We start from the raw sequence: 17,745 nt of genomic DNA, 5'->3' as shown, positions 1-17,745 counted from the left end.
GGTTGTGTCATTGCGTTGTCCCTACTTTCCATTTCAGCGTTTTGATCTCGTATGGTTTAAAGGACAGTGTCATTACGCCATCGGCGGATTCCAGCTGTTCCTTTTCATCTTCTAGCAGATTGGTCAATATCCATTGCCCGTTATGATTGTGTTCCGACATTGTCCAGTTGCCCGGACGAAGAGTAGCTGCACACCGACTGCCAGACGATTCGTACAATCGGAAAATCGTACCGTCACCGTCCTCTGCAGGTTTGATGCTATCCAGCACGACATGCTCGCTGGTGTAGTCCAGCAGAGACTGCGACTGCGACTGCGACTGCGACTGCGACTGCGACTGCGACTGCGACTGCGACTGCGACTGCGACTGCGACTGCGACTGCGACTGCGACTGCGACTGCGACTGCGACTGCGACTGCGTAGCAATGGTAGCGTCAACGGCTGGTGTATATGCAATCATCCGCACTGGTGCGGGTTGGTTCAGCTCTGCTGCTGCGCGGACAGTGTACGCTTCGCGCCAGTTACCGCCATGCGGAAGCAGTGAGTACGTAAATTCATGCTGCCCAATATCGGCTTCGCCATCCGGCCATTTTGGCGCACGCAATAGTGAAAGGCGCAGGCGTGCATGTTTGATGTCATAGCCGTATTTGCAATCGTTGAGCAGGCTGACGCCGTAATTGCCTTCCGACACATCTGCCCAGCGATGTCCGCACACTTCGAATTGTGCACGCTCCCATGACGTATTGTTGTTCATCGTCCGTTCTAGTGCGCCGAACGGAATCTCATACGTCGCTTGCTCGGCGATCAGATCAACCGGGAATTCGACTTTGAGCAGCTTATGACTTTCATTCCAGTTCACTTCTGTTTTAAAATCAATGCGCCGATGGTGGTTGTACAGATACATTTCCTGGGTAATGATCGAACCACCTAGCTCCCAGCGGAAATACAAAATATCGCCAGTGCGCCCTTTCATAACGACGCGTGATGATATCAGATTCGCCTTGCCTGCCACCTGATTATCAAAATGCGGGTCTACATCCCACGCATCCCACAAGGTCGGACGGTCGTGGTAATATCCGAATACATTGCCCGCTTGCCCCGGCTTTAACACTTCGCGTTCATATTCCCGGTCGTACAATGAAATGATCTCGCCCTGCTCGTTAAAGCGAATGCTATAATACGGCGTTTCCCAGATTGCCGGAACCTGTGCGCCAAGCACGACATCCGCTGGACTTTGCACATCGTCTTCGTGTTCGTATTCATGTACATCTGATTGCTCGTACGTTTGTTGATCGTCCGGTTGATAATCCGGCACCGTTGTAGTGGATGACAACCCGGTTTCTTTTTCACGTAGCCAGATCACCCGATAGCCAAATGCAGGAATAGATGGCACATGAATGCGCAGGGTAAATGGAGATGTACCCGCATCCTGATTCGGTGCTGCTTCTTGATTAGCGTTTGGCGAGTGATCACTATTCTGATGTGCTGTAGTGGATTGCTGTGCTGTTGGTTCTGTATTCTGCGCTCCATACGGTACGCGTCCAGGTAGCTTGCTGCGGGCTGCGGTAAATCGTAGCTTTGGTGCTGCTGGGAATTCTGCTACTGGCTCTGCCAGCTCGTTGACGATAATATCAAATGCCAGCGGATTCCCCTGATCATCGTATACGGCAATCTGTTTCAGATCGTCGTCGCCCTGAATATCTACCCATTCGCCGCGTTCCCAGCCGAGACTATTGAATACGGCATATGGTGTGCCTTCACCGGACAACGATAACGAATCTATCCACAACGCTAGCGCCTGATCCAATGCGCCTTCTCCGATACGCAAAATCTCCTCATATTCCACATCTGACGTATGATACACTTCCGTAATTGCCGAGCCTGGCACAATATCGTGAAATTGATTCAGCATGATGCCGATCCATCCTGCTCGGAACAGCTCTGCCGTAATCGGTGCATGATTATCCGCTTTGTTCAGAATGAGCGGGCTAACCGAAAAGTCAGCTGCGGATGGTACAGTATTGCCGTCAGCGGCGTCAGCTAAAGAAGGTGCGGCATTTCCACCAGCAGGATCAGTTGCAGCAGCGATCACATCGTTCGGAATATGTTCCGCATGTGGATCGTTTCCTGCCGAATGTGCGTTTGTCGATGCTGTTGTGGCATGCAACGTACGAACGTCTGCCTTTTCCGCTTCACTAGTACTATCGTTCGCCGCCAGACTGCTGCGGTTTAGATGTAGCACCGCCAGTTGTTCCCAAATTTCCGCTTCGCGATATAATACTTCCGCTTTGCGATTGTAGCGCTTGTTCCATGCCTGGGTTGTATATGTACCGCGATGCAGCTCCAAATACAGATCGCCGCGCCAGACCGGAAGGTCGTCTCCCTTTTCCAATGTATGATCAAAAAATTCCTTCGCCGTACCAAATTCGGCTTTGGGCTGACCGATCATCCACTGGGCGTGCTGTACGTATTCGACCATCTCCTCCGTCACACCGCCGCCGCCGTCACCGTGTCCATATAGCAGCATTTGCTCTGGATGAATATCCTTTTGCCGGAACGATGTCCAGTGCTCGTCGATATCTTTGACTGTCGTATGCTCGTTCACTCCATGATTCAGATATGACAATACTGGCGTGCCGTCGATCCCTACCCACTGGAACAGATCATACGGGAATATATTCGTGTCATTCCAATTCAGCTTGGTCGTCATAAAATAAGGGATTTCTGCCTGCCGCAACAACTGTGGCAACGAAGCGGCATAACCAAATGTATCCGGCAGCCACTCAATCGATGACGTCTGTCCAAATTCTTCACGGTAAAAGCGCTGTCCATACAACAACTGACGCGCCAGCGATTCGCCGCTCGGAATATTCAGATCCGGCTCGACCCACATGCCGCCCACCAATTCCCAGCGTCCTTCGGCAACATATTGCTTGATCTTGACATACAGCTCCGGGTAATGATCCTTCACATATGCGAATAGCTGCGGCTGACTCTGAGTGTAGACAAATTCCGGGTACTGTTCCAGCAGCGTACACATCGTCGAAAAGGTACGGCTACTTTTGCGCACAGTTTCCCGAATGGGCCACAGCCATGCGATATCGATATGCGATTGCCCGACCATAATCATGCGTCCATCGGTAGCGGCTTCTGGCGCGTATTTGCCCACTCGCTCCTGCAACAACTGCTGCAATTGCAGCCAAGGCTGCTCCAATTCCCATGATTCCTGCGGCAGATTATACGCCGCCTGCATACATTCGATAAGTGCATGCTCAATATCGGTACGACGCAGCTCACCTTCTGGCAAACGACGTGACGCATCCAGCAGCAGACGCACACTGTGCATCAGACTGCGCAGTCCGGCATTGATGCTGACTAGACTGGCAGTGAAGCCCGTCAGCGGGGCGACGAATTCCGGTTGACCATTTAGCGGATCATGCGGCTCAGGAATCGGATCGTACAGTTCAATCTCTGCCCGTAAGGTCTGTCCGATCTGTTCAGTACGCAGCGGTACAAATTGATGATTGCGATCCAACCCGTGGTACAACTCACCGTTTAGCTTCAGTAATCCTTCGCCGCCACCAGCACTAAATACAATAGCTGCCGGATGACCTGTCCATTCCGCCGGAACTTCGATATCCGTTTCCAGCATATACGTAATGCCGTGTGTTGACCGAAGTGTCAGATCGCTCGTCTGGCGCGGCTTCAGCACTTCATATCGTCCGGCTGTAATATAGCGTACTTCCTCTACTGTCCATTGTTTCAGTTCAATCTGTTCCAGCCACTCGTGAGTCGCCAGATGTTTGAGAAATCGTTGAATACGATGCATAGTGTGCCTCCCTGAAGTTCAAGGTTGATGGAACGAATACGGATGAATACGCAAGGATATATACCTAATTTACTGAGACAACATAGATGTGCTGTACTGCCTGTGCCTAAGTGCGATCAGGCAGTACAGCTTACCGGAATTATGCTATACGTGACTTGCGGATACAATATGTCAGATATGAGCGAGTATGTGTCATATGCTATCCCTTTCGCCATGCGGGTTGCTGAGGTATATGCGAGATATGTGATGCATTCATGACACAGTCATAATTCAGTTCGTAATCGTGAGCGAGACGACCTGTCCAGCCGCTGAACTGCCCCCAATTTGCAAATGGAACTCACCACTCTCTACGATTCGTTCCAGACTGGAAGTGACTAGCTCCAGATGCTCTGTCGTAATCGTAAACGTAACTGTCTTCGTCTCGCCCGGCTCCAAATATACGCGGGCAAATCCTTTCAGCTCCTTCTCCGGTCGCGTAAACGTAGCGACCAGATCGGAGATGTACAGCTGTGCTACTTCCCAACCTGCTACATCTCCGGTATTCGTAATCTCCACATCCACTTCGGCTACGAGTGCTGAAGGTGTATGCTTTGCCTTTGCCAAAGAGGGGGCATCTGACACTGCCTGTGCCGCAGTCGTTGCCTGAATCGCTGCCAGCGAAACGTTGATCTGACGCACGACAGGCTCTGCATAGGCGAATGTCGTATAGCTCAATCCATGTCCAAACGGATACGCTGGTTGCAGATCCATCTCTAGGTAACGCTTGCCACGAGTGCGCTTGCTATTGTAATACACCGGCAATTGTCCGACATGTTTTGGTACCGAGATCGTTAATCGACCGGATGGATTGACTTGACCAAACAGAATTTCCGCCAGCGCATGCCCACCTTCCTGCCCCGGATACCATGCCTCGACAATCGCATGCGCATGCTCGTCGATCCACGGCTCGGCTACTGGACGACCGTTGATATAAACGACGATCAGCTTTTTGCCTAGTGCTTGTATTTGCTTGAACAGCTCCAGCTGTGCGCCCGCGAGATTGAGATCAACACGGTCGATGCCTTCACCGCTCTCCATATCGCTCTCCTCAGAATCATGCACAAGCGATTGCCCGGTACGCAGATCGATCGTTCCTTCGCCAAAATCACGCGCACTGGAACCGCCCAGCACGAGTATGACCGTCTCTGCCTGCTCTGCGATTTCCAGTGCATACGGAATCCCTTCCAGCGAACCATCCTTGATGCGGCAACCCGGTGCATACAGTAGGCGTTCTTCCTGTCCGGCGTCTGCCAGCTGCTGACGAATGCCTTCCAGCGGCGTTACTACTTTGCCAGCTGGTTGCGGTGATGTGTAATCGCCAAGCTGATTGTACGGCTTGTTGGCATTCGGTCCGATGACGGCAATGTTCCCCGTATGTGTAGCGGAGAGTGGCAGTGCTGAAGCATCGTTTTTCAGCAAAATAATGCCTTGACGAGCTACTTCGCGTGCCAACTCTACATGCTCGGGCGAATGAATCACACGTTCTGCGCGGTCAGGATCGACATACGGATGGTCAAACAGCCCCAATCGGAATTTGATCTCTAGCAGACGGCGCACTGCCTGATCCAGATGCGCTTCGTCGGCGATGCCCTGCTCCAACGCGGATTTTAGATATTTGCCAAACATATACCCCGACATTTCCAGATCAATGCCTGCTTTCAGGGAAAGGGCGGTTGCTTGCTCACCTGTTTCTACGATGTTGTAGCCACCTACGAGCATATTCATCGCACTCGCATCCGTAATGACAAAACCGTCAAACCCCCACTGCTTGCGCAGCACCTCATCCAGCAAATAATCGCTTGACGTACATGGCACGCCGTCGATTTCGTTATACGCGGTCATGATCGAGATCGCCCCCGCTTCTACCGCTTTGCGAAATGGCATCAGATCGACTTCATGCAATTCCTTCATGCCCATATGTACAGGTGCAGCATTGCGTCCACCTTCAGACGCGCCATATCCAGCAAAATGCTTCAGCGTTGCAATCACACTGTCCGGTCCGTCCAGCGATTCTCCTTGTAATCCTCGCACTGCCGCCATGGCTAGCTGTGATGCGAGATACGGATCTTCGCCGTACGTTTCCTCGGTACGCCCCCAGCGTGGATCGCGTACAATATCCAGCACTGGCGAATACGTTGCTACGCCCCCCTGACTACGCGTCTCCACTGCCACTGCATGACACATCTGCTCATACAGCTCCGGGTTCCATGTACTCGCTGCCAATAATGGCACTGGATAAACGGTAGCGCCAATTGCCATATGTCCATGCGAACATTCTTCACCAAACATAAGTGGAATGCCTAGCCGCGAGTTCTCGATGACGAATTTCTGAATATCATTCAGCGCCGCCGCTCCTTCGCGCGGGGACAGCCCGGTTTCCAGCGTAACCTCTGTCCACGGATCGGCGCGCAAGGCTGCATACAATGCGCCGATCTTGCCAGCGACAATATCTTCTTTGAACGCTTCGGTCAGCGTAATTGTGCCATCTTCCTGTTTGTCAAACATGCGCCAGCCGAATGGCTGCACCAATTGTCCGATCTTCTCATCCTGCGTCATCTGTGCCAGCAAATCCTGTACCCGTTCCTGCAACGGTGTCGATGGGTCTTTGTAACTCATGTGTATAGTCACCTTTGATCCTTTCGTGGCGCGGCTGCCTGTGCGATTGGTGGAATGTAGAATGTGTCTGGCTGCAGCGCAATCCTGTGTTGTTTATTTGGTGATGCTCCAGCTCCGCGCGGGACATGCCGACAGCGGCTGGTTGTGTGTAGTATTTCTGCCTCGAACCGGGGATACCTGTCTCAGAACGATAAAAGATTTATTTTTTATTATAAAAATTATTTTCACATATACTTGAAAATCAGAAATTACAACTCCTATCGCCCCCTTTCTGCTTTATGCCAACAAAATTGGGAATAGCAATGTTTTCAGCCTTCATATTCCCCATTTTCAAACGATTATACGTCATTTACCATATCATCCTTCGGCTATGACAGCATAGAGACGCTCTGCCAAATGGATAGAAATGAAAAAAAATTTCACAAAATAAAAAGAATTTCACCATTCTGTATGTCTGTTCGGATATACGTTCAGATGATAGAAATGGAATACAAAAAAGAGCAGCGTCATCATACGACACTGCTCCTTTCGTTTCATTGCGATAGTATTCATTTCCTTCAATACGCCCAGTTGCCTTTGCGGAATACTGGCTCGATCGTGCCGTCTGGCAATTCGCCGTCGATATCCAGCTCTGCCGAACCGACCATAAAGTCGACGTGTGTCAGACTAACATTAGCGCCGTGATCCAGTAGTTCCTGCTTGCTCATCTTGGTGCCGCCTTCCAGATTGGTCGGATACGCACTGCCCAGCGCAAAGTGGCAGGACGCATTCTCATCGATACCTGTATTGTAGAAAATACGGTTCAGGTTCGAGATTGGCGAATCATACGGCACTAATGCCACTTCGCCCAGATGCAGTGCGCCCTCATCCGTTTCCAGAAGCGAAGTCAGATGCTCGCGACCGGATGTTGCATCATATTCCACCACTTTGCCATCTTTGAAGGTTAATTGAATGCCCTCGACTAGACGACCGTTCAGATTGAGCGGCATCGTACTCGTAACTGTGCCGTTCACGCCATTGCGATGCGGCATCGAATATACTTCCTCTGTCGGCATATTAGCGACAAAATAGACGCCCGCTTCATTCTCTCCACCGCCGCTGCGCCACAGATGACCTTGCGGCAGCTGGACATGCAGATCAGTTCCGGGCGCGCGATAATGTAGACTTTTGTATTGTTTGCCGTTTAACAGGTTTTTGCCCTGACGCAGATGTTCAATATGCTCGCGCCATGCGGCAACCGGATCATTGTCCGCTTTGACCCGATTCATCATGAAGATTGCTTCCCACATTGCCGGGATGCGTTCAGCTTCCGGCAGGTCGGCGTACACTTTGTTCGCCCATGCGGCTGTTGGCGCTTTGATCAGCGACCAGCTAATGCGGCTGTTGCGGGTGAAGACGCTATACTTCTCATTAGCAATCGCCGCTGCTTTGACCGAAGTGGACACCTTCCACGAATCGATGCCAGTGAACAGCTCAGGATTCGGTACTTTAATACGTAGAATCGCTCCGCCCTCTTGAGCAAACTTCTCCATCATTTCCGCCTGCCATTGCGGATAGTAGTCAAAGGTATCGTCTGCGGCGTGCTCATAGCGAATGCGGGTAACGGCTTCATCATCCCAATCTACGATTACGTATTTGGCACCAGCATCGTACGCTTTGGCAACGATCAGTCTTGTCAGATCGGCGGTCTCCAGCGGTGCATTGACGATAAGCACCTGTCCGGGCTGAATATTCACTCCTACTTTGATCACCAGTTCGGCGTATTTTTCTAACATGTTTGTCAATGTACTCATTCGTTCTATCCCCTTCTCTGTCGCTAAAATCCTTACATCTGTTTCCTTGTTTAAACACCTGTTTTTGTATTTGACAAAATTGAATGTAGATTTGATGAATTTTGTCGAAAACAATTTCTTTCTACTGAATAACGTCCTATAATATCGAACAAAACCATTGATTCAATTTTAAACTTTTCAGTGTATAAGGTATCTGTGAAGTGATACACCGGATACGAAACAGGTCATGAAGGATATACAGCGTCACCATCTCCTCATTATACCGTGTAATCCCCCATCCGACATCACCCTGCATGTCATCTCTACCCCACCAACGATCTTGATGCCCAAAGGAGCCCCTCATTGATGTATGAAAAAAACAAAGTTATGAACATGTTATGCCTTGTTACGGTAGCGCTCTCTTTTATCGTGTTTGCGCTGCATACGTTTACTACCATCATTCCCGTTCCTATGAATATGGACATGGATCATATGTCGCACGGCAGTATGGATCATGTGCAACCGATGCGTTATGTATTGCTCGCTATTCCACTTATTCTGTTCCTCGTATCGTTGAGCCTGTTCGCCAAACAGCCGATGCACGCTTATCTGCCCGTACTCAATACGTTGATTCTGACCTTTGGTAGTATCGCGCTGATTGCTGCTGGTGACGGATTGGTCGAGTACCACTTTTCCGTATTTATGGTCGTCGCTTTTGTCGCCTTTTACGATTCGTTAAAACTGGTACTGCTGACGACGGTAATTTTTGCGGTGCATCATATCGCAGGCTTCTTCCTCTTTCCAGAGCTAATCTGTGGGCATATGAATTATTCCTTCTCCCTGCTGCTCATTCACGCTGTATTCTTGCTGCTGACCAGCGCTGCTGCCAGTCTGCTCATTGTGACCAAGCATCGGACGACCCGTTCGCTAGAAGCTCAGAAGCATAGCGCCGATGAGCTGAATCGTACCGCCCTGAACAATCTGCAACATACCGGACAGTATATGGAGCAATCCGCTAGTTCCTTGCAGACCAGTTCGCAATCGCTCGTCCTGCTGTCCGAAGAAATCGCCCGTTCCGTTGAGCAGATTAGCAGCGCCGCGACAAGTCAATTGCTGCCTTCCCAGCAGCAGAGCGAGGACAAGCTGAACCGTATGACTGCTGCCATTCACGATATCGCCAGCGCACTCGAACAGCTGCGCCAATCGTCCGCGACAACGATTGATCGTGCCCAACATGGCAGACAATCGCTGGATCAGATCACTGAGCGTATATCTTCTTTGCAATCTGATGTGGAGCAAATGGCTGCCGGGATTCACGGTGTCGATGATCGCGCACAGGAAATTGCCCGCTTTATCGGTATTATCGCTCACCTTGCCGAGGAAACGAATCTGTTATCGCTGAACGCTTCCATCGAAGCTGCACGCGCTGGTGAACACGGTAAAAGCTTCGCCGTTGTCGCCCAACAAGTGAAAAAGCTGTCTATCGAAACCGCGGATGCACTGCAACGTATGTCCGCCATCATTAACGAGTTTACTGGCGCGACCGGCAATGCACTGCAATCATCCGAACGCGGTGCACAGCAAATGCGCCTGACACTGGATGATGTGCGGCAGACGCATGAGACGTTCCGTCATATTGTGGAAGCGACCAAGCTTAACGGTCAGCAGGTAGAGCAGATCACGACGCGTACACTAGAGCTGGATCGCAATGCGGAAGCAGTGAATGAAGCGACACATTATGTGACCGAGATGATCCAGCAATCGCTAAACAGTCAGCAAATGGTTGCTGGCACAGTCAATCAGCAACTCGAACATAGCTATGCAGTACGTAACGAAGCCGATCAATTAAACAAAATGGGCGACCAGCTGAGCGACCTTATGCAGCAATTCAGCCAGCAACATGATACTCACTCCCGCTCATCCACTCATTCGCTTCAGAACGTTGACTCTGATTCCCATAACCGATTGCATGCTCATCGTGCTTCGACTACTGCCGTCGCTGATATCGCTTAACGATATCCATCCAACGTCTATATAGCATTCAAAGCTCCCTTCATTCATCTCTATGAAGGGAGCTTTCTTTTGCTTTTGACGATTGCAGATAGCGAGGCTTTCGAGGTTTCCGTTTTATATGCTTTCGTTTTGCTATCTTGGTTTTTGCTGTATTGGTTTTCGACCTTTCATTCTCGCCCCCTCAGATTAGGTTAAGAATAACTCGCCTAATTGTTCAATATTGAACAATTAATCAAAGATAAACAAACTTTTTCACACTTTTTCGTATTATTTTGAACATTTTTGTGTACATTATTTATCAGACTGACTAGAATGAAAGTGTATTCAACCAGTTATTGTGGAAAAGAGGGGTATTATGGAAACGATGCTTCGCAATGTGTTTCAATCCCTAGCCAAAAATCCGTCAGCGAATCGGATGGCAAAAAAGTACGGTTTGCGCTTTGGTGCCAAACGGTTTGTTGCAGGCGTTACCATTGAAGAAGCGATTCAGGCGGTGCGGCAGTTGAATCTGGATGGACGATTGGCAACTTTGGATCATCTGGGTGAATTCATTTCCACACGCGAGGAAGCACTGGAATCCCTTCAGATGTGTCTGGCAACATTGGATGCTGTACACAGCAGTGGTGTGCAATCCAATCTGTCGCTCAAGCTGACTTCGCTAGGGCTGGATCTTGATCGCCAGCTTTGTCTGGACAATATGCGGCAGATCGTAGAACGGGCGCGCAGTTATGGTAACTTCGTTCGGATCGATATGGAGGATTATTCGCATTGCCAGCCAGCGCTTGATGTGTATCGGGAATTGAGACAATCGTTTGACAATGTAGGGATCGTATTGCAGGCATATCTGTTCCGTACATCGGAAGATGTGGAGCAATTGAATGCACTGCATGCGAATCTGCGATTGGTCAAAGGCGCTTACAAAGAACCAGCAACCGTCGCATTTCCAGCCAAAGAAGATGTCGATACCAATTACCGCAGCATCATTCTCCAACATCTGCGCAACGGCAATTATACCGCGATTGCTACACACGATGAGACAATCGTCCGGTTTGTCAAAGAAACGGTTAGCGAGCGCGGCATTCCGCTGGAGCAATTTGAATTTCAAATGCTGTATGGCATTTGCGAAGATTTGCAAAAGCGACTTGTGCAGGAAGGCTACAAAGTGCGCGTATATGTACCGTATGGACGCGACTGGTTCGGCTACAATATGCGCCGTCTTGCCGAACGTCCAGCTAATGTATGGTTTGTGATGAAAAATCTATTTCGCTAAAAAGCCGCCCGTTCCTCATACAATCACTGTGCATGAACAAACGGACGGCAGGATGGCTGGCTAGTATGGAATGTTGTACATTCCGATCGGTACATCTGCTGTCATCAAAGCAGCTGATGCTTGGTCATCTTGTTGTACAGCGTACCGCGCGAGATGCCTAGCATGCGGGCAGCAGTGCTTTTGTTGCCGGAAGCACTGCGGATCGCCTCTTGAATACGTTCCTTTTCCTCTTCATCTGTAATGCGGGCTTTTAATCCTTGATGCCGCACAGGAGCTTCGCTAGAACTCGTGGATCGAGGCGGAAGTGTAACAGGCGCTGTCGTCGGCAGATGCAGAAATTTCTGAAAAGCATCCGGTAATAGCTCTGGCTGCAACTCGTCATGATCGCTCAAAATGACGCAGCGTTCGATCACTGCTCTCAGCTCAGCGACATTGCCCGGCCAATCGTAACGGGCAAAAGCGAACATCACATCCGGCGCTGCTTTCGGTAACGATTTACGGTATTGCATGGCAAATTCGCGCAAGTACATGTGTACCAGAATCGCGATATCCTCTCTGCGTTCACGCAGCGGGGGAACGGTAATGCTGACAACGCCGAGTGCATAATACAGCTCCGAACTGAATTGTCCGGCGGCAACTAGCTGCTCCAGATCGGAACGACTGGCGGCGATAATACGCGTATGCAGCGGTAATTCTTCCTGACCGCCATACCGGCGGAAGGAACGGGATTGCAGCGCGCGGTATAGCTTGTTCTGCATCTCCGGGGTGAGACGATGGATCTCGTTCAGAAATAAGGTGCCGTAACCTGCCTGCTCCAATTTACCCGCTTCCTGAATATCTTGCCCAGAATAGGTGCCGCCGATAAAACCAAACAGCTCGCTATCCAGTAGCCCCGGTGGAATCGCGCCGCAATTAATGCTCAGAAATGGAGCATCGCTGTATGCACCTGCCAGATGAATAGCCCGTGCCAGCTGTTCTTTGCCAGAGCCGGGTTCACCGTACAGCAGTACTGGTGTATTCAGTTCAGCGACCTTCTTGCCGATGCGTACCACCTTGCTAATGCTGTGACTTTGCCCGTCCATCAGAGTGAATGGATCATCGCCGCGCGGCAGTGTCTCGTGAATGCTTACCTGTGCCGAAGATAGCTCCTGATTTAATTTGACCAGATGCGTAATATCTTGCTCTGACGCCAACCCGCCAACAATATGACCCGCATCGTCCACAATCGGCGAAGCATTGATGAGCACATGTGTGCCTTCTGACGACTGGTGGTACATATTGCGCACCCGACGCCCTTTGTCCAGCACCTGCAATAGCATGAGCGATTCCGGGCTAAAATGATCACTGATTTTGCGTCCAATCATGCGCTCGCGTGGAATGCCGTACATGTCGGCAGCCATCTCGTTCCAGCAGAGCACCGTACCATCGCGGTCAATGGCAGTGACTGCATCGGTCATCGTATCCAGCAATACATCCAGATATAATTCCGCACGACGCTTGTTCGTAACAAGTTGCTGAACAACTTGCCGAGCCGTTAACCAACCGATGAGCACATCGTTGTTGTCGGTATCCGTCAGGAGCAGTGGACGCTGGATCGATGCAGGCAGCCACGACTGGTCATCATTGCCATGCTGTAGCGCAGCAGCATTCACAAGCGTTGAAGGTGCAAACAAATGAACACCATCATGCAATGTCCCGTCCCAATTGCGCCAGAACGCCAGATCGTCCGCTGTCCATAAATAATGCTTGTCGTCCGATGTGTGCACGTATACCGCTTGACCGTCTTCCAGCAGTTGCAGCAGTGTGTCACGCTCATCCTGTATATTCAACTGTGTCCATGTAGTTTCCATCACGATCTGTTCATTATTGAACATAACAACCTCTCACTTCGTGTTATTTTGTATCCATTTTACATGAGCTTGCTACTCCTTACAACCGCCAACATACCGCTGTGTAAGGCATGGCGGGAATGGATCATCAGTGTTGCTACGTTCGGAACGACTGTTCATCTGCCATTGATGCTTGAACAGGAAGCTTCGTCCATCAACCGATTTTATTTCATCAGGCTTAACCATCCGAAAGGGGATATGGATCATGAGTAAAGTGACGAATATCAAACCGTTTGCCAATGAAGCATTTGTTGATTTTAGCGTACCGGAAAACCGCGATGCCATGAAAAAAGCACTGGACAAAGTAAAAAGTGAACTGGGACGCAAGATTCCGCTGCATATCGGCGGCGAACAATTCTTTACCGATGATGTGATTACTTCCATCAACCCGGGCGATACCGATCAGATCATTGCCCATGTCAGCAAGGCAAATCGCGAACTGGCAGAGCAAGCGATGCAAACGGCATTGTCCACCTTTGAAACGTGGAAAACCGTACCACCCCGTCAGCGCGCCGACTACCTGTTTCATGCCGCTCAATTGATGCGTGAGCGCAAGCATAAATTTTCCGCATTGATGATTCTGGAATCCGGCAAAAATTACGCAGAAGCAGATGCCGATACAGCGGAAGCGATTGATTTTATGGAATTTTACGCACGCGAAATGATTCGGTTGGATCAGATCAACGAGACACAACCGCTCACTGCTGTTGCTGGCGAAGATAACCGCCTGTCCTACATTCCACTCGGTGTTGGCATCGTCATTCCACCGTGGAACTTCCCGCTGGCGATCTGCGTCGGTATGACGACAGCGGCAATCGTATCCGGTAATACCGTCTTGCTCAAACCGGCTTCTACTACGCCTGCCATTGCACACGCCTTTGTAGAGCTGATGGAAGAAATCGGCTTGCCACCGGGTGTGATCAATTATGTACCGGGTAGCGGTGCTGAAGTGGGCGACTATCTGACCACCCATGCACACACACGGTTCGTCAGCTTTACCGGCTCCAAGGAAGTTGGACTGCGTATTAGCAAATTAACTGCCGATACGGCGGATGGACAAATCTGGATTAAGCGCCTGATCGCAGAGATGGGCGGCAAGGACGGTATTGTTGTAGATGAAACGGCAGATCTGGATGCAGCAGCACAGGCGATTGTTTCCTCCGCCTTCGGCTTTCAAGGGCAAAAATGTTCTGCTGGTTCGCGCGCAGTAATCGTACGCTCAGTCTATGACGAGCTCGTTCAGAAGATCGTCACCTTGACTGGTAAACTGTCCAGCGGCTTACCAGAGGATAATTATCCCGCTGGACCGGTCATTGATCAGGCTTCATGCGATAAAATCATGAACTATATCGAGATCGGCAAAACCGAAGGTCGCCTGCTGGCAGGTGGCAAACGGGCGGACGGCAACGGCTACTATATCCAGCCGACGATTATCGCCGATGTGAATCGTAACGCGCGCGTGATGCAGGAAGAGATTTTCGGACCAGTGCTGGCGCTTTGCCCTGCCGATGATTACCGCGAAGCAATCGACATTTATAACGATACCGAGTTCGGATTGACTGGCTCCTTCTTTTCCAACAATGAAGAGCGGATCGATGAAGCTCTGAACAAGATGCATTGCGGCAATCTGTATATCAATCGCAAATGTACAGGCGCACTCGTTGGGGCGCATCCATTTGGCGGATTCAATATGTCGGGTACGGACTCCAAAGCTGGCGGACATGATTATCTGCTGCTGTTTACTCAAGCAAAGCTGACTTCCCGCAAACTGTAATTCATTTGCACAGGAAGGCTCAGATTGTGCAGGTATGAACAACACGATAGGGCGATGGATGTGAATTACGTAAGTATGATATCCATTAGTTGCATAAGCATAATACGCATTGGCTGAGTAGATATAATACGCATTAACTGCGTAGATATAATACGCGTAAGCTACGTAAGCATGATATGTATTAGCTGTGTAAGTTGTGCAAGCATGCTGCATAACATATTAATTATATGATGTTGAAGCATGGAATGTTGTTGAAGTAAATAGGTGATCCAATCATCGGGATATGCTGTCATTGTTGCACTTTGTGTGTAAATCAGTCACAATGACAGCGTGTTCCTTTTTTGTCGTCGACCGTTATCTTGCCATATACAACTCTATTGTTATACACAAAAGTTATAGCGCTTTAACTTTTAAATCGGTATGTTGAATGTATGATCTGATAAAGTGAATGATTCCAAGGAGGAATTAGGATGATGAATATTCGTAGAGTACATAATGAGGAATTGCCATTCGCCGTAGAATTAGCAGAACAGGTCTTTTGTGAAACGGGAGAACGGTATATGGGACATTGCTTTCCGACGCTGTTTCGTCCGGGCATCAGCCATTCATATGGAGCATTTACAGAAGAGGGGCAACTTGTTTCCTTTATGGGACTTGTGCCTGTGCAGATCACGTCTGGTCAACAGATATTATCTGCCTTTTCCATCGGAGCAGTATGCACCCATCCTGAGTATCGCGGGCAACGGCTTGCCGGGCAATTGCTGGAGCAATGCAAACAGCATGCTATTGCCGCAGGTGCAGCGGTGCTGTTCATTTCTGGAGATCGTTCCTTGTATACGCGTGCGGGTAGCCAATTTTTCGGTCATATTCATCAGGCGACCATCTCGGCTGACATATCATCGCAATGGCAATCCTCCCATCTGTGGGACATCCGCCCGCTGGAATCACAGGATATTTTCGCTGTACATGCTCTGCTCCAACTCCCAAGCGCTCACGTCAACATGAGCCTAAGCGAAATGCAACTCATGATCCACGCCGAAGCGATGGCACACGTCAATCGCCAACAACAACATATTCTCGTCGCCGCGACTCCTAATGGAATCGCCGCCTTTGCGATCTTCTCTATTCCTGCCAACCTTGTCAACGCTGCTGATTCTACCGCTACTTCCCATCCAACAGACACTACAAATGCCATCAACGAACCTCGCCGCGGCTCTGTTATCGAATGGGCAGGCAGACCCGACGCCGTGCGCGAACTCTGGGGCGAAGCCATCCGCCGTTTTCAACTGGATTCCCTGTCTGCCACCATTCCATGGCAAGAGCAACCAATGCTCACCACCGCACAAGAAGCAGGCGCTACCGTCTCCGCCATCCGCAACGGCGGCACCATGATGATCATCAACAGCGGAGCCTTACTATCCCAAACCGGCTTACTACATGGACTCGCCAAAGACGAAAACATCCAAATCACCATCAACGAAGACAATAGCTACACCCTACAAACACCACAGGGCAACTATCCCATCCCAAATGATCAGGACCTCTGCTCCCTCCTGTTCAACCCTTATACCGAGGCTCTGTCCCAACACAACCTCCCCTTCCCCACCATAGCCCTCCCATACATGTACGGACTGTATTTTATCTAAAGTAGCATAGAAAGCAGCCTTTGGAACACAGTAAACCAATATCAGTAAACCAATATCTAAGCTATCCACAAACACTATATCAATACAAGAAAAACAACCACTAACCATCCCATTCATATGCCTTTCCAGAATACCTGCTACCCACTTCTATAGCGTCTAGTAAACTGAATAACATGTTAAAAATATTAAGGGGTTCGGGGTTCTGCGGTTTGGGGTTTGGGGTTTGGAGTTTGGAGTTTGGAGTTTGGAGTTCTGTATTGTGCGCAGAATAAAGTATACTTGGCAATGTAAATTCTACGCATGAAGTTATTTCATCCAAGATTCTAGTTTGACTGTTCTGTGGATCATATAAATTGTTGATTGAATGAAACAATGCCCACCACATATAGAATCCTTTTCGCATAACATTGATGAGTACGATTTGAAGTAAATTTAAACTTGATTTAAAACAGCATAAGGATCGATACTAATGATTTTATGCTTATAAAGCATCTAAAACTGATGCGTGTGCACGGAACGTAGGAAAGGAAATAAGGGATAAGGACGACTTTGGAGGGGCGGGAATCTTCATTCTCGCCTAATTCCAAAAGATTCCCGCGGCTCCACCTGAGGACGTTCCCTTATTCCTTTCCGAAGTGCATGATGCCCCCACCACACAATCCCCAAAAAACCCGCCTACAAGTAACAACTGCTCAAAACGCACTCAGACTCCAGCACCAAAATTCACGACATTTTTTACATACTCCACCCACATTTTGGTTAAAAGAATAATAGCGCAACAAAGCAACCATCCCCACCTCACCACCAGCACTCCAGCGCATTCACACATTAGACGCAGTTACAACACTCCCGCCCCTCCATCACCAACCAGTCTTCAGCACAACAGCTACCAATAGAAAG

General features: G+C 49.6%; 8 protein-coding genes. 4 read left to right on the top strand and 4 right to left on the bottom strand.

What is annotated here, in order from left to right; translation table 11 throughout:
- Positions 1-7 precede the first annotated feature (7 nt).
- From ACE3MZ_RS05450 to ACE3MZ_RS05440, 3 genes are all read right to left on the bottom strand, one after another.
- On the bottom strand, positions 8-3,826 hold the full coding sequence (locus ACE3MZ_RS05450; RefSeq protein ID WP_411345462.1) for an alpha-mannosidase: 3,819 nt from the start codon (positions 3,824-3,826) through the stop codon (positions 8-10).
- A 270-nt stretch (positions 3,827-4,096) separates the two neighbouring features.
- Positions 4,097-6,481 (bottom strand): glycoside hydrolase family 3 N-terminal domain-containing protein, encoded by a 2,385-nt coding sequence (locus ACE3MZ_RS05445; protein ID WP_411345461.1) that lies wholly within the window; start codon positions 6,479-6,481, stop codon positions 4,097-4,099.
- 557 nt (positions 6,482-7,038) lie between these two features.
- Positions 7,039-8,274: an aminopeptidase gene (locus tag ACE3MZ_RS05440; RefSeq protein ID WP_411345460.1), complete on the bottom strand. Its 1,236-nt coding sequence runs from the start codon at positions 8,272-8,274 to the stop codon at positions 7,039-7,041.
- Between the two features lie 345 nt (positions 8,275-8,619).
- On the opposite strand from ACE3MZ_RS05440, the gene ACE3MZ_RS05435 reads away from it, so the two are divergent.
- Together ACE3MZ_RS05435 and ACE3MZ_RS05430 are read left to right on the top strand one after the other, a co-directional pair.
- Positions 8,620-10,266 carry a methyl-accepting chemotaxis protein gene (locus tag ACE3MZ_RS05435; protein WP_411345459.1) on the top strand — a complete coding sequence of 549 codons (1,647 nt, stop codon included), beginning with the start codon at positions 8,620-8,622 and terminating at the stop codon, positions 10,264-10,266.
- 355 nt (positions 10,267-10,621) lie between these two features.
- Positions 10,622-11,536, top strand: a complete 915-nt coding sequence (locus ACE3MZ_RS05430) for a proline dehydrogenase family protein (RefSeq protein WP_411345458.1) — start codon at positions 10,622-10,624, stop codon at positions 11,534-11,536.
- 104 nt (positions 11,537-11,640) lie between these two features.
- On the opposite strand, the gene ACE3MZ_RS05425 is transcribed toward ACE3MZ_RS05430, so the two are convergent.
- The gene (locus ACE3MZ_RS05425) at positions 11,641-13,410 is read right to left on the bottom strand and encodes a sigma-54 interaction domain-containing protein (RefSeq protein WP_411345457.1); all 1,770 of its coding nucleotides are present in this window, start codon (positions 13,408-13,410) and stop codon (positions 11,641-11,643) included.
- A gap of 220 nt (positions 13,411-13,630) precedes the next feature.
- Between ACE3MZ_RS05425 and pruA the strand changes: the two genes are divergently transcribed.
- Together pruA and ACE3MZ_RS05415 are read left to right on the top strand one after the other, a co-directional pair.
- On the top strand, positions 13,631-15,199 hold the full coding sequence (gene pruA, locus ACE3MZ_RS05420; RefSeq protein WP_411345456.1) for an L-glutamate gamma-semialdehyde dehydrogenase: 1,569 nt from the start codon (positions 13,631-13,633) through the stop codon (positions 15,197-15,199).
- Positions 15,200-15,669: 470 nt separating this feature from the next.
- The gene (locus tag ACE3MZ_RS05415) at positions 15,670-16,845 is read left to right on the top strand and encodes a GNAT family N-acetyltransferase (RefSeq protein ID WP_411345455.1); all 1,176 of its coding nucleotides are present in this window, start codon (positions 15,670-15,672) and stop codon (positions 16,843-16,845) included.
- Positions 16,846-17,745: the final 900 nt, after the last annotated feature.

It is taken from the genome of Paenibacillus sp. WLX1005 (assembly GCF_046603685.1).
Classification (GTDB): domain Bacteria; phylum Bacillota; class Bacilli; order Paenibacillales; family Paenibacillaceae; genus Saccharibacillus.
This window is presented reverse-complemented; position numbering and strand designations above follow the sequence as displayed.

Coding starts and splice junctions, on each gene's coding strand:
- ACE3MZ_RS05450 (WP_411345462.1), bottom strand. CDS start 3,826: ATGCATCGTATTCAACGATTTCTCAAACATCTGGCGACTCACGAGTGG.
- ACE3MZ_RS05445 (WP_411345461.1), bottom strand. CDS start 6,481: ATGAGTTACAAAGACCCATCGACACCGTTGCAGGAACGGGTACAGGAT.
- ACE3MZ_RS05440 (WP_411345460.1), bottom strand. CDS start 8,274: ATGAGTACATTGACAAACATGTTAGAAAAATACGCCGAACTGGTGATC.
- ACE3MZ_RS05435 (WP_411345459.1), top strand. CDS start 8,620: ATGTATGAAAAAAACAAAGTTATGAACATGTTATGCCTTGTTACGGTA.
- ACE3MZ_RS05430 (WP_411345458.1), top strand. CDS start 10,622: ATGGAAACGATGCTTCGCAATGTGTTTCAATCCCTAGCCAAAAATCCG.
- ACE3MZ_RS05425 (WP_411345457.1), bottom strand. CDS start 13,410: ATGTTCAATAATGAACAGATCGTGATGGAAACTACATGGACACAGTTG.
- pruA (WP_411345456.1), top strand. CDS start 13,631: ATGAGTAAAGTGACGAATATCAAACCGTTTGCCAATGAAGCATTTGTT.
- ACE3MZ_RS05415 (WP_411345455.1), top strand. CDS start 15,670: ATGATGAATATTCGTAGAGTACATAATGAGGAATTGCCATTCGCCGTA.